This window comes from Actinophytocola glycyrrhizae, from assembly GCF_042653545.1.
Classification (GTDB): domain Bacteria; phylum Actinomycetota; class Actinomycetes; order Mycobacteriales; family Pseudonocardiaceae; genus Actinophytocola; species Actinophytocola glycyrrhizae.
In genome coordinates, this window is record NZ_JBHSIS010000002.1 from 1,249,683 (window position 1) to 1,264,404 (window position 14,722).

Annotated in this window: 2 protein-coding genes; both read right to left on the minus strand. The window is 76.1% G+C overall.

Annotation, left to right across the window (positions count from 1 at the left end; genetic code table 11):
* Positions 1–22: 22 nt before the first annotated feature.
* Positions 23–10,165 (minus strand): SDR family NAD(P)-dependent oxidoreductase, encoded by a 10,143-nt coding sequence (locus ACFPCV_RS05150; RefSeq protein ID WP_465251551.1) that lies wholly within the window; start codon positions 10,163–10,165, stop codon positions 23–25.
* 73 nt (positions 10,166–10,238) lie between these two features.
* Positions 10,239–14,708: a type I polyketide synthase gene (locus ACFPCV_RS05155; protein WP_417281550.1), complete on the minus strand. Its 4,470-nt coding sequence runs from the start codon at positions 14,706–14,708 to the stop codon at positions 10,239–10,241.
* Between the last annotated feature and the right edge of the window lie 14 nt (positions 14,709–14,722).

Sequence of the window (14,722 nt, forward strand, 5' to 3'; positions counted from 1 at the left end):
TCCGTGTCGGGCAGGTCGTCGGTCAGGTGTGCGAGACCAGGTCGTCGGCGAGGTCGTCGGTCAGCTCGCCGTCGATGAGGTCGAAGATCGTGTCAGGGGTGGCGTCGTCGAGGTCGTCGTTCCCGGGCCCGTCGTTAGCGGGATCCGCTTCCCACTTGGCCAGCAGGGCCGCCATCCGGGCCCGGACCGCCGACACGCCGTGCTCGTCCATGCCGGGCAGCAGGGCCGCGACCCGCTCCAGGCCGGCCAGCGCGGTCTCGGCGGGCGCCGGTCCGGCGGGCAGCGCCTCGGCGAGCAGGAACGCCGCGAGCGCCGCGGGCGTCGGGTGGTCGAACACCAGCGTCGCGGGCAGCCGGACGCCGGCGGCCGCGGCCAGCCGGTTGCGCAGCTCGACTGCGGTGAGCGAGTCGACGCCCAGGTCGGTGAACGGGCGGTCGGGGCCGACGGCGTCCGGTGACGGGTGGCCGAGCACCAGGGCGGTGTTGGTCAGCACGAGGTCCAGCACGACCCGGGTGCGTTCGGCGCCGGGCAGCCGGGCGAGCTGGTCGGCCAGACCGCCGGGCGTCTCCCGCGCCGCCGCCCGCGGCGCCGGGCGGACGAGCCCGCGCAGCAACGGCGGGACCGGCACGTCGGAGGCGCGTAGACCCGCGAGGTCGAGGTTGGCGGGGACGACGTGGGCCGGTGCCATGGCGGTGGCCGCGTCGAACAGGGCAGCGCCCTGTGCCGTGGTGATCGCGGTGCCGCCGCGGGCCCGGTCGTGGTCGGACAGCGCGCCGGTCATGCCGCCCTCCCACATGCCCCACGCCAGGGCCGTCGCGGGGAGACCGTCGGCGCGGCGGCGCTGGGCGAGGCCGTCGAGGACGGCGTTCGCGGCGGCGTAGTTGGCCTGGCCGGGCGTGCCGAACACGGCCGAAGCCGAGGAGTACAGGGCGAAGACGGCCAGGTCGGCGTCGGCGGTCAGCTCGTGCAGGACGATGGCGGCGTCGGCCTTGGGGGCCATGACCGCGGCCAGCCGGTCCGGGGTGACCGCCTCGACCACGCCGTCGTCGAGCACACCGGCCGCGTGGACCACCGCGGTGAGCGGGTGCTCGGCGGGGATGCCCGCGATCAGGCCGGCGAGGGCTGCGCGGTCGGTGACGTCGCAGGCGACGACCCGGATGTCCGTGCCGGGCAACGTCTCCCGGTCCGGCCCGCCCCGCCCGCTTCGGCTGGCGAGCAGGAGGTGGCGGGCACCGTGGCGGGTGGCGAGGTGCTCGGCGACGGCGGTGCCGAGCGCACCTGTCCCGCCGGTGATCAGGACGGTGCCGTCGGGGTCGATCGGGCGCGGGATGGTGAACACGTTCTTGCCGGTGTGCCTGCCCGCCCCGATGTGCCGGAAGGCGGTGGCGGCCTCGCGGATGTCCCATGCCCGCACCGGCGGCGGGGTCAGCGCGCCGGACGCGAACAGGGCGAGCAGGTCGGCGAGCATGGCGCTGGTGCGGTCCGGCCCGGCCTCACCGAGGTCGAACGCGCGGTAGGTGACGCCGGAGTCGATATCGGCGGGCGAGCGCAGGTCGGCCTTGCCCATCTCGATGAACCGGCCGCCGGGGGCCAGCAGCCCCAGCGAGGCGTCGACGAACTCACCCGCGAGCGCGTTGAGCACGACGTCCACGCGGGGGAACCGGTCGGCGAAGCCGAGGTCGCGGGAGGAGGCGAGGTGGTCGGTGGCCAGGCCGGTGGCGGGCCACTTGGCCGGGCTCGCCGTGCCGTACACCTCCGCGCCAAGGTGCCGGGCCAGTTGCACGGCCGCCGTGCCGACACCACCCGCGGCGGCGTGGATCAGCACGGACTCGCCCGCGCGCAGCCCGGCCAGGTCGACCAGGCCGTAGTAGGCGGTCAGGTAGGCCATCGGGATCGACGCGGCGGTGGCGAAGGACCAGCCCGCGGGGATCGGGGCGAGGTGGCGGCGGTCGGCGGTCGCGACCGGGCCAAAACCACCGGACACCAGCCCGAACACCCGGTCGCCGGGGCGCAGGTCCGGCACGTCGTCGCCGACTTCGAGCACGACGCCCGCGGCCTCGGTGCCCATGGCCGCGGCCTCGGGGTAGGACCCGAGCGCGATCAGCACATCCCGGAAGTTGATCCCGGCCGCGCGGACCGCCACGCGGACGTGGCCTGCCGCCAGTGGTCCGGTCTCGGCCGGGGCCAGGTCGAGGCCGTCGAGGGTGCCGTCGGCGGGCGGGGTGAGCTGCCAGGTGTCCCCGGCCGGGATCGTCAGCGCGGGCAGGGTCGCGGCGCGGGTCAGGCGCGGCACGAGGACGTCCGCACCGCGCACCGCGGCCTGCGGCTCCCCCGACGCGACGACGGCCGCCAGCACGGTGGCCGGGGCGTCGCCGTCGACCAGGACGAACCGGCCGGGGTGTTCGGTCTGCGCGGAACGGACCAGGCCCCAGGCACCCGCCGCGCCGAGGTCGGTGACGGTGTCGCCGGGCCTGGCCGCGACCGCGCCGCGGGTGCGGATCACCAGCGGGTCGGTGCCGGGCCCGGCGAGCCGGGCGCGGACCAGGTCCAGTGCGTGGCAGACCACGTCGCGGACCGGGCCGGACGGCAGGTCGGCCACGTCGGGGAGCGCGGTGGCGGTGTCGGCCAGGACGGCCGGGGTCCACTCGACGGCGAACAGGGCGTCGTGCGTGCCATGGTCGGCGGGGGCGGCGCCGGCCACGGGGGTGCGGACGGTGAGCGAGTCGACGACGGCGACGGTGGCACCCGCCGCGTCGGCGGCCCGCAGGCGCAGGGAGTCCTGGCCGGTGCGGGTCAGCCGGACCCGCAGCATGGCCGCGCCGGTGGCGTGCAGGGCCACCCCGGACCAGCTGAACGGCACGCGGGCGCCGTCGGGGAACAGGCCGCCCGCGCCGACGGCGTGCACCGCGGCGTCGAGCAGGGCCGGGTGCAGACCGAACGCGCCGGGGTCGTGCCGGTTCTCCTCGGGCAGGGCGACCTCGGCGAGGACGTCGTCACCGTGGCGCCACGCGGCGCGCAGGCCGCGGAACGCGGGCCCGTACTCCAGGCCGACCGAGCCGAGCCGGTCGTAGAGGCCGGTCAGGTCCAGCGGGACGGCGTCCTCGGGTGGCCAGGCGGCCAGGTCGAGGCCGTCGGGCGATGGGGCGTCGGCCTCGACCTGGCCGCTGGCGTGGCGGGTCCAGGGCGCGGTGTCGTCGTCGGGCCGGGCGTGGATCTGGAGGGTGTCGTCGGCGGCGACCGACACCTGCACCTGGACCGCGCCGCGCTCGGGCAGGACCAGCGGCGCGTGCAGCGTCAGCTCCGCGACGGCGGGGCGGCCGGCGCGGGCCGCGGCGCGCAACGCCATCTCCAGCAACGCGGTCCCCGGCACCACGACCCCGCCGAGGATGCGGTGGTCGGCCAGCCAGGGCTGGAAGGCCGTGGACAGCCTGCCGGACAGCACCACCCCGCCCGCGGCCAGCGGCGTCTCGGCGCCCAGCAGCGGCGGCTGGCCGCCCGCCCAGTACCGCTCCCGCTCGAACGCGTAGGTCGGGACCTCGGTGCGCCGGGCGTCCCAGGTGGCGAACAACGCGGCCCAGTCGAGGCGCGCGCCGTGCGTCCACGCCGCCGCGGCCGCGGACAGCACGGTCGTCGTCTCGTCGCGGCCCGTGCGCAGGGCCGGGACCGCGCCGTCGACGTGGGCGCAGAGCACCGGGTCGGGGCCGAGTTCGACGAACGAGGTGACGCCCTGTTCCCGCAGCCATGCCACGCCGTCGGCGAACCGGACGGTGCCGCGCACCTGCCGCACCCAGTAGTCCGGGTCGGTGACGTCGCCGGGCATGGCGATGCGGGGTTCGTGGTAGGTCACCGACTCCGCGACGGCGGCGAAGTCGGCGAGCATGGGCTCCATCAGCCTGGAGTGGAAGGCATGCGAGACGACCAGGCGCTTGACCCGGCGGCCTTCCGCGCGCCACCGGTCCTCCAGCGCCTGGATCTCGTCCTCGGCACCGGACACCACCAGTGCGGTCGGGCTGTTGACGGCGGCGATGTCGACGCCTGCCGGAACATCGTCCTCGGCCGCCTCGACGGCCAGCATGGCGCCGCCTTCTGGCAGGGCGGCCATCAGCCGGCCGCGTGCGGAGACCAGCGCGCAGGCGTCGTCGAGCGACAGCACCCCCGCGACGTGGGCGGCGGCGAGCTCGCCGATGGAGTGGCCGAGCAGGAATTCCGGTGCCATGCCCCAGGACTCCAGGAGCCGGAACAGCGCCACCTCGACCGCGAACAGCGCCGACTGCGCGCCGTCGGTGCGGTTCAGCAGGTCCACGTCGTGAAGCGGCACGCCACCGATGCGGTCGGCGACCGCGTCCCACGCCTGTGCGAACACGGGGAACGCCGAGTACAGCTCCCGCCCCATGCCCACTCGCTGCGTGCCCTGGCCCGTGAACAGGAACGCGGTGCGCCCGCCGGTCGCCGTGCCCATGTGGATCACGCCGGTGCCCGCGCTGGACAGCACGGCCCGGTGCGTGAGCGCGGCGCGGGTGGTGCCCAGCGCGAGGCCGATGTCCACCGGGCGGAGGCCGGTGCGCCCGGTGGCCCAGTCGCGCAGGCGCTCGGTCTGCGCGGCGACACCGGTCGCGGTGCGCGCGGAGACCGGCCACGGCACGTCGGCGGGACCGGGCATGGCCGGTGGGTCCACCGGGTCGGCGGCGGGCGCCTCCTCGACGACCACGTGCGCGTTGGTGCCGCTCATGCCGAACGACGACACCCCGGCGCGGCGCGGCCTGCCGACGGACGGCCACGGCCTGGCCTCGGTGAGCAGCTCGACGTTCCCGGCGGTCCAGTCCACCTCGGGGGTGGGGGCGTCGACGTTCAGGGTGGGCGGCAGCTGGCCGTTGCGCAGGGCCATGACCGTCTTGATGACGCCCGCCACGCCGGACGCGGCCTGGCTGTGGCCGATGTTCGACTTGATCGAGCCGAGCCACAGCGGCTCGTCGCGGTCCTGGCCGTAGGTGGCGAGCAGCGCCTGCGCCTCGATCGGGTCGCCGAGCCGGGTGCCGGTGCCGTGCGCCTCCACCATGTCCACATCGGACGGTTCGAGGCCGGCGTCGGCCAGTGCCGCGCGGATGACCCGCTGCTGGGACGGCCCGTTCGGCGCGGTGAGCCCGTTGGACGCGCCGTCGGAGTTGACCGCGGAGCCACGCAGGACGGCGAGGACGTCGTGACCATTGCGCCGCGCGTCCGACAGCCGCTCCACCAGCAGCACGCCCACCCCCTCGCTCCACCCGGTCCCGTCGGCGGCCGCCGCGAAGGACTTGCAGCGCCCGTCCGCGGCCACGCCGTTCTGCCTGCCGAACTCCACGTACGCAGCGGGGGTCGCCATCACGACCACCCCGCCCGCGAGCGCGAGATCGCACTCCCCCCGCCGCAGCGACTGTGCGGCCAGGTGCAGAGCGACCAGTGACGACGAGCAGGCGGTGTCTACCGAGATCGAAGGTCCCTCCAGACCGAAGACGTAGGACACCCGACCGGACACGACGCTCGCCGAGCCGCCGGTGGCCAGGTACCCGGACGCGGCGGGCAGCAGCGACACGTAGTCCTGGCCGCTGGTCCCGGCGAAGACTCCCGTCCGGCTGCCGCGCAACGAGGTCGGGTCGACCCCGGCGCGCTCGAACACCTCCCAGGACGCCTCGAGCAGCAGGCGCTGCTGCGGGTCCATGGCGACCGCCTCGCGCGGGGAGATCCCGAACAGACCCCCGTCGAACTCGGCGGCGCCGTCGACGAACCCCCCGACGCGCGCCGTCGGCGCGTCCGGACCGGACATGTCCCACCCGCGGTCGGCGGGGAAGGGACCCATCCCGTCGCCGCGGGACATTACCAACCGCCAGAGGTCCTCCGGCGAGGACAACCCTCCCGGGTACCGGCACGCCATCGCTACGATCGCGATCGGATCTCCGTTGGCCACAACGGTTGCCGAGGTTTTCCCGGTGTCTTCGCCGGTCAGCCGGGTCACCAGGTGCCCGGCGAGGACGACTGGCGCCGGGTGGTCGAAGACGAGGGTCGACGGCAGGGCCAGACCGGTGGCCTCGGCCAGCGCGGTGCGCAGTTCGACGGCGGTGAGCGAGTCGAAGCCCAGGTCCCGGAACGGCCGGACCGGGTCGACCCCCGAGGCGTCCGGGTGGCCGAGGACTGCGGCGGCCTTGGCGCGCACCAGGTCGAGCACGGTCCGGTCGCGGTCGGCGGGGGCGAGTGCGCGCAGTGTCGCGGCGAACCCGGTCGGCGCGACGACCTCCTCCGTGTGGACGCGTGCGGCGGGCACGCCTGCGAGCAGCGCACTCGGCCGGGTCGCGGTGAACGCCACGGCGAACCGCTTCCAGTCCACATCGGACACAGCGACGCAGGTGTCGCCGCCGTCGACGGCGGTGGCCAGCGCGGCGACCGCACTGGCTGGTGCCATCGGGCGCAGACCGCGTTCGCGCAGGTAGTCGGCGGTGGTGCCGGCGGCGACCATGCCCGCGCCGGCCCACGGCCCCCACGCCACGGAGGTGGCGGCCGCGCCCCGGGCCCTGCGGGACTCCGCGATGGCGTCGAGGGTGGCGTTGGCGGCGGCGTAGGCGGCCTGCCCACCGCCGCCCCACACACCGGCGACGGAGGAGAACAGCACGAACGCCTCGGCGTCGGGCAGCAACTCGTCCAGGTGGACCGCGCCTGCGACCTTGGCGGCGGCGACGGCGGCCAGGTGCTCCGGCGTGACGTCGGGCAGGGCGGCGTACTCGGCCCAGCCCGCGGCGTGCACGACGGCATCCACGGGGTGGGCGGCGAGCAGGGCGGCGACGGCGGCACGGTCGGCCGTGTCGCAGGCGACCACGGTGACGTCGGCCCCGAGGTCGGTCAGCTCGGTGACCAGTTCGGCGGCGCCGGGAGCGGCCGGGCCGCGCCTGCCGGCGAGCAGCAGGCGCTCGGCGCCGCGGCCCGCCAGCCAGCGGGCGACGTGGCCGCCGAGGGCGCCGGTGCCACCGGTGACCAGGACCGTGCCGCGCGGCTGCCACGGGGTGGCGGGCCGGGCCGGGGCCGGTTCGATCCGGCGGCCGAACGCGCCGCCGGGCCGGATGGCGACCTGGTCCTCCCCCGTCCCGGACAGGACGCGGGCAAGGCGGTCCGCGGTGGCGGTGTCGAGGTCGGCCGGCAGGTCGACCAGACCGCCCCAGCGGGTGGGAAGTTCGAGGGCGGCGACCCGGCCAAGGCCCCACAGCCCGGCGGCGACCGGGTCGGGGCGCTCACCGCCGACGGCGACCGCACCGCGGGTGACGACCCAGAGCGGGGCCGAGGTGCCGTCGAGGGCGTTGATCAGGGTGACCGAGTCGGCGAGGGCGTCCGCGCCGTCGAGGGCGAGCAGGGAGAGAACGCCGTCGACGGGGTCGCCGGACAGGTCGGGGAGGTCGCCGGACACGGCGTGCCGGACGGTCGCGCCGCGCCCGGTCAGTGCGTCGAGGTAGGGGGTGGTGTCGAAGCCGGGGCGGCTGACGACCAGCCAGGTGCCGGGCAGGGCGGCGGGGCCGCGCTCGGCCAGGGGCTGCCAGCCGGCCCGGTAGCGCCAGGCGTCCTCGGGGGCGGACGCCGCCGCGGGGGCGGCGGTGGGCAGCAGCCAGTAGTGCTCGCGCTGGAAGGCGTAGGCAGGCAGGTCGACCCGGTTGCCGCCCGCGACGGACCAGTCGACGTCCACACCGGCGACGTGGAGCCGGGCCAGGCCGCGCCACCAGGCGTCGACCTCGTCCCGCCCGGACCGCTGCAACGGGACGGCGCCGTCCACGAGCGCGGAGAGGACCGCGTCCGGCCCGACTTCCGCCCAGGCGCCGACGTCGGCGTCGGCTAGCCGGTCGACGGCGTCGGCGAACCGGACGGTGTCGCGGACCTGCCGCACCCAGTAGCCGGGGTCGGTGACGTCCCCGTCCGCCACCACCCGCACGCGCGGCTGGTGGAAGGTCAGGGTCCGGACCGTTTCGGCGAACTCGGCGAGCATCGGCTCCATCAGCCGCGAGTGGAACGCGTGCGATACCGCGAGCCGCTTCACCCGGCGGCCCTCGGCCCGCCACCACTGCTCCAGCGCCGAGATCTCGTCCTCGGCACCGGAAACCACGATCGACGAAGGACCGTTCACCGCGGCGACGTCGATCCCCGCCGGAACGTCCGCTTCGGACACTTCGGCGGCCAGCATCGCCCCACCAGGCGGCAGGTCCTGCATCAACCTGCCACGCGCGGCGACCAGCGCGCAGGCGTCGTCCACCGACAGCACCCCCGCGACGTGGGCGGCGGCGACCTCGCCGATGGAGTGCCCGACGAGGTATTTGGGCCGCACGCCCCAGGACTCCAGCAGCCGGTAGAGCGCGACCTCGAAGGCGAACAGCGCCGCCTGGGTGTGCCGGGTCTGCCCGAGCGACTCGGCGTCGTCGAACGGGATGCCGCCCAGCCGCGCCGTGATCTCGCCGAGCGCGGCGGCGAACACGGGGAAGGCGGCGGCGAGACCGCGGCCCATGCCCGCGCGTTGCGCGCCCTGCCCGGTGAACAGCACCGCGAGCCCGCCGGGGGCGGCGGTCCCGGTGACCACGCCGGGGTGCGGCTCGCCGAGCGCGACGGCGCGCAGTGCGTCCCGGTCGCCCGCGGGGACGACGGCCCGGTGTTCGAGGGCGGCGCGGGTGGTGGCCAGGGAGAAGGCGATGTCGGCCGGGTGCGCGTCCTGGTCGAGACCGGTGCGCAGCCGGTCGGCCTGGGCACGCAGTGCCTGCGCTGTCCTGCCGGAGAGGACCCACGGGATGCGCGCGGTCGGCGCGGTGCGCCCGGCGGGTTCCTCGGCCGGTGCCTGCTCGATGATCACGTGGGCGTTGGTGCCGCTGACACCGAAGGCGGACACACCGGCCCGGCGGACCCGGTCACCGCTGGGCCACGGCTGGGCCTCGGTCAGCAGGGACACCGCGCCCGAGGCCCAGTCCACGTGCGGGGACGGCCGTTCGACGTGGAGGGTGCGGGGCAGCGTCTCGTTGCGCAGCGCGAGGATCATCTTGATGACACCGGCCGCGCCCGCGGCGGACTGGGCGTGGCCGAGGTTGGACTTCACCGACCCGAGCCACAGCGGCCGGTCGCGGTCCTGCCCGTAGGCGGCCAGGACGGCACCGGCCTCGATCGGGTCGCCGAGCACGGTCCCGGTGCCGTGCGCCTCCACCGCGTCCACATCGGACGGTGCGAGACCGGCGGCGGCGAGCGCGTCGGCGATCACCCGCTGCTGGGCGGGGCCGTTGGGGGCGGTGAGCCCGTTGGACGCGCCGTCGGAGTTGACGGCGGAGCCGCGCAGCAGCGCCAGCACGGGGTGCCCGTTGCGGCGGGCGTCGGACAGGCGCTCGACCAGCAGCACGGCGACGCCCTCGGCCCAGCCGGTGCCGTCGGCGGCCTCGGCGAAGGACTTGCAGCGGCCGTCGGCGGCAAGCCCGCCCTGCCTGCCGAACTCGGCGAACGCGCCGGGGCTGGCCATGACGGTGACCCCACCGGCCAGCGCCAGCGTGCACTCGCCACGGCGCAGCGACTGGGCGGCCAGGTGCAGCGCGACCAGCGAGGAGGAGCAGGCGGTGTCGATGGTGAGCGCGGGGCCTTCCAGACCGAGCGCGTAGGCGACCCGGCCGGACAGCACGCTGGGCGCGGACCCGGTGCCGAGGTAGCCCTCGACGTCCTCGGTGGCGGGAGTGGCGATGCCGTAGCCGGAGGTGGACGAGCCGATGTAGACGCCGGTGCGCGTTCCGCGCAGTGCCAACGGGTTCATGCCCGCGCGCTCGACGGTCTCCCACGCGGTCTCCAGCAGCAGCCGCTGCTGCGGGTCCATGGCCAGCGCCTCGCGCGGGGAGATGCCGAACAGGGCGGCGTCGAACTGTCCGGCGTCGGGCAGGAACCCGCCGGTCACCGCGGCGGCGTCCGGCCAGCCGCGGTCGAGCGGGGCGGGTCCGGTGGCCTCGGCTCCCGCGTCGAGCAGCGCCCAGAAGTCCGCGGGCGAGGTGATCCCGCCGGGCAGCCTGCATGCCATGCCGACGACCGCGACCGGCTCGGCGGCGGCGTCGGTCAGCTCGCGGTTGAGCGCCTTGAGCGACTCGTTCTCCTTGAGCGAGGTGCGCAGGGCGGCGACGTACTGATCGACCGTGGCACTCATGACTCCCCCTCGCGGGCTCCGGGGAGCCGCTCGCGGTCGCCCTGTGTCTGTTGATTCGTTCCGCGGGCTCCACTCATGACTGGTGCACCTCTCCGGCGGCGACCAGCCGCAGCAGACTCTCGCCGTCCATGTCGTCGAGCGAATCGGCCGCGGCGGGCGCCGGTTCTTCCGCGCCGGACGCCAGGCGCAGCAACAGGTCGAGCAGGCCGGCCTCGCGCAGGCGGGACACCGGGATCGCGGCCAGCGTCCGCCGGACCTCGGCGTCGGCGCCGGACTCGGCAGGACCGCCGGTGACCAGGGGGGCGGTCACGTGGGTGAAGAGGTGCTCGGCGAGCCGGGCGGGTGTCGGGTGGTCGAAGACGGCGGTCGCGGCGACCGGCAGTCCCGTGGCGGCGCGCAGGCGGTCGCGCAGCCGCACCGCCGACAGCGAGTCGAAGCCAAGGTCGCGGAACGGCCGGCCCGGTTCGATCTCGGCGGCGCCCGCGTGCCCGAGCACGACGGCGGCCTGGGCGCGGACGACCTCGGCGAGCCGCTCCCTGCGCTCCCACTCCGGCAGTGCCGCCAGGTCGGCGCGCAGTGCGGCGTCATCGACCTCGGTCTCCCGTTCGCCGGTGGCGGCCTCCGGCAGGTCGGCCAGCAGCGGGCTGGGCCTGCGGGCGGTGAAGGCTGGGGCGAACCTGGCCCAGTCGACGCAGGCCACGGTGGCGCACGGGTCGCCGCTGTCCACGGCGTCCTTCATGGCCGCGAGAGCGGGTTCGGCCTGCATGGGTGGCAGGCCGCGACGGCGCAGGGCCTCGCCGGTGGTGCCCTCGCCCATGCCGGGACCGGCCCAGGGGCCCCATGCGATGGCGGTCGCGGGCAGGCCGCGGGCGGCACGGCTCTCGGCGACGGCGTCGAGGGCGGCGTTCGCGACGGCGTAGGCGCCCTGGCCCGCGCCGCCCCAGGTGGCGGCGGCCGAGGAGAACAGGACGAACGCCTCCAGGTCACCGCACAGGGCGTCGAGGTGGCGGGCGCCCTGCGCCTTGGCGGCCAGGACTGCGGCGAGCCGGTCGGTGCCGGTGGCTGCCAGCGGGGTGAGGTCGCCGGTCCCGGCCGCGTGCACGACGGCGGTGAGCGGGTGTTCGGCTGGGACGGCGGCGAGCAGGGCACGCAGGGCCTGCGCGTCGGCGACGTCGCAGGCGGCGACGGTGGCCTTGGCGCCGAGGGAGTTGAGTTCGGCGACGAGGTCGGCGGCGCCGGGCGCCTGGTCCCCGGCCCGGCTGACCAGCAGTACGTGGTCGGCGCCCTGGCGGGCGAGCCAGCGCGCGGTGTGCCTGCCGAGAGCGCCGGTGCCGCCGGTGACCAGGACGGTGCCGTGCGGGCGCCAGTCGCCGCGCGGCCCGGTGCCCTCGGCACGGACGAGCCTGCGTGCGACCGTCCCTTCCGGGCGGATCGCCACCTGGTCCTCGGCACCGGCCAGGACGGCGGCGAGCGCGGCCGGGTCGGGGACGCCGTGCAGGGCGACGACCCCGCCCCAGCGGTCGGGGTGCTCCAGCGCGGCGACGCGGCCGAGGGCGGCGACGGCCGCGGCGGTCGGGTCGCCGGGGGTGTCGGCGGTGGCGACCCACAACGGGGCGCCGACGGTCCGGATCAGGGCCAGCGAGTCGGCGAGCCCCGTGGTGAGCAGCGGGTGGCCGGGGTGCGGGCGGTCGTCCAGCGCCAGCAGGGACAGCACGGCATCGGGGCTGCCGGTCCGGTCCGCAAGACCGTCGAGGCCGGTGATCCGGACGGCGGTGCCGCCGTGCCGGGTGACGGCGTCGGCGCAGGCGGCGGCCACGTCCCCGGCGCCGGAGGGCTCGACGATCCACCAGGTGCCGGTGAGGCGGGCATCGGTCGTGGCGGTCACCGGGGTCCAGTGCGTGCGGTAGTGCCAGTCGCGGGCGGGCGGGGTGGCGCGGGCAGGCCAGTGGCGGGTGCGCTGGAACGCGTAGGTGGGCAGATCGACCGTGGTGCCGCCCCAGTCGGCGAAGACGGCGGCCCAGTCGACGTCCGCGCCGTCGACGTGCAGCTCGGACAGGGCACGCAGGGCCGACGCGGTCTCGTCGCGGCCCGCGCGCAGCATCGGCACGGCGCTGTCCAGGTGGGTGGCGAGGACCGCGTCCGGCCCGATCTCGACGAAGGTCGCGGCGTGCCGCTCGCGCAGTCGCCGGACGCCGTCCGCGAACCGGACGGTGCCGCGGATCTGCCGGACCCAGTAGCCGGGGTCGGTGACGTCGCCCCCGGCCGCGGCGGGGACGACGGGGATGCGCGGGGCGTGGTAGGTCAGCGAGTGCGCGACCTCGGCGAACTCCGCCAGCATCGGCTCCATCAACCGCGAGTGGAACGCGTGCGATACCGCGAGCCGCTTCACCCGGCGACCCTCGGCCCGCCACCGCTGCTCCAGCGCCGCGATCTCCTCCTCGAGCCCCGACACCACGAGCGAAGCCGGACCGTTCACCGCCGCGACGTCGACATCGGCCGGAACGTCCTCTTCGGACACTTCCGCGGCCAGCATCGCCCCACCAGGCGGCAGGTCCTGCATCAACCTGCCACGCGCGGCGACCAGCGCGCAGGCGTCGTCCACCGACAGCACCCCCGCGACGTGGGCGGCGGCGACCTCGCCGATGGAGTGCCCGAGCAGGAAGTCCGGGGTGACGCCCCACGACTCCAGCAGCCGGAACAGCGCCACCTCCAGCGCGAACAGCCCGGCCTGGGCGTTGCGGGTCTGGTCGAGCGCGCCGGGGTCGTCGAGCGGGACGCCGCCGAGCCGGGCGAGGATGTCGTCGAAGACCTCGGCGAAGACCGGGAAGTCACGGCGCAGTCCCGTGCCCATCCCGGCACGCTGCGCGCCCTGACCGGTGAACAGGAACGCCACTCCCCCACCGCTCACGGTCCCGGTGACGACCGCGCCGGACTCCTCGCCCGCCGCGAGCGCGGCCAGACCTGCCCGTGCCTGTGCCCGGTCGCCCGCGAGGACGACGGCGCGGTGGTCGAGCGGGGTGCGGGTGGTGGCGAGCGAACGGGCGAGGTCGAGGTCGGTGTGCCCGCCGGACAACGCGGGCGCCAGCCGCCGGGCCTGGCCGCGCAGTCCGGCCGTGGACGCGCCGGACACCAGCCACGGCAGGACGGCGGGACGCACGGAAGGCTCAGGGGTTTCGGCGGCGGTCTCGGGGGCCTGTTCGACGATGACGTGCGCGTTGGTGCCGCTGACCCCGAACGCCGACACGGCGGCGCGGCGCGGGCGGGCGGTCTCCGGCCACGGCCGTTCCTCGGTCAGCAGCGACACCGCGCCGGAGGACCAGTCCACGACCGGGGTCGGCTCGTCGACGTGCAGGGTGCGGGGCAGGACACCCGAGCGCAGCGCGCCGATCACCTTGATCACCCCGGCGACGCCCGCGGCGGCCTGGGTGTGGCCGATGTTCGACTTGACCGAGCCGAGCCACAGCGGCCCGTCCACCCGGTGCCTGCCGTAGGTGGCCAGCAGCGCCTGGGCTTCGATGGGGTCACCCAGCCGGGTGCCGGTGCCATGCGCCTCCACCATGTCCACATCGGACGGTGCGAGCCGGGCCCGCCCCAATGCCTGCTCGATCACCCGCTGCTGAGCAGGCCCGTTCGGCGCGGTCAGCCCGCTGGACGCCCCGTCGGAGTTGACGGCGGATCCGCGCAGGACGGCCAGGATCCGGCGACCGCCCGCGATCGCGTCGGACAGGCGTTCCAGCAGGAGCACGCCAGCGCCCTCGCCCCAGCCGGTGCCGTCGGCCGCGGCGGCGAAGGACTTGCAGCGCCCGTCGGCGGCCATGCCCTCGTCGAACTCGAACCCGGAGAACATCAGCGGGCTCGCCATGACGGTGACCCCGCCCGCCAGCGCGAGGGCGCACTCCCCGTCGCGCAGCGCCTTGGCGGCCAGGTGCATGGCGACCAGTGACGACGAGCAGGCGGTGTCGACGGTGATCGCCGGGCCCTCCAGTCCGAGGGTGTAGGCGACGCGGCCGGACAGGACGCTGCTCGCGTTGCTGGTGCTGACGTAACCGTCGAACACCTCGGGCGCGGCGTCGAGGCTGGCGGCGTAGTCGCTGTACATCCAGCCCGCGAACACCCCGGTCCGGCTGCCGCGCAGGGTCCGTGCGTCGATGCCCGCGCGTTCGACGGCCTCCCAGCAGATCTCCAGCATCAGCCGCTGCTGGGGATCCATGGCGGTGGCCTCGCGCGGGGAGATGCCGAAGAAGTTCGGGTCGAACTCGCCCGGCCCGTCGAGGAACCCGCCCGCGGCGGCGCGGGCGCCGGTGAGCGCGGCGAGGTCCCAGCCCCGGTCGCCGGGGAAGCCGGTGAGGGCGTCGGTCCCGTCGGCGACGAGCCGCCACAGGTCCTCCGGTGAGCGCACACCGCCGGGGTAGCGGCAGCCGATGCCGACCACGGCCACCGGCTCGGTGTCCCGGTCCTGCACCTCCCGCAGTTTGCGGTTGGCCTCGCGCAACTCCGTCGTGGCCCGCTTGAGGTAGCCGAGGAGCTTCTCGTCGTTCGCCATGGGTGGATCTCCTT

Bases quoted from the DNA above. Each gene is read 5' to 3' on its own strand.
- ACFPCV_RS05155 (WP_417281550.1), bottom strand. From the start codon at position 14,708: ATGGCGAACGACGAGAAGCTCCTCGGCTACCTCAAGCGGGCCACGACG.
- ACFPCV_RS05150 (WP_465251551.1), bottom strand. From the start codon at position 10,165: ATGAGTGCCACGGTCGATCAGTACGTCGCCGCCCTGCGCACCTCGCTC.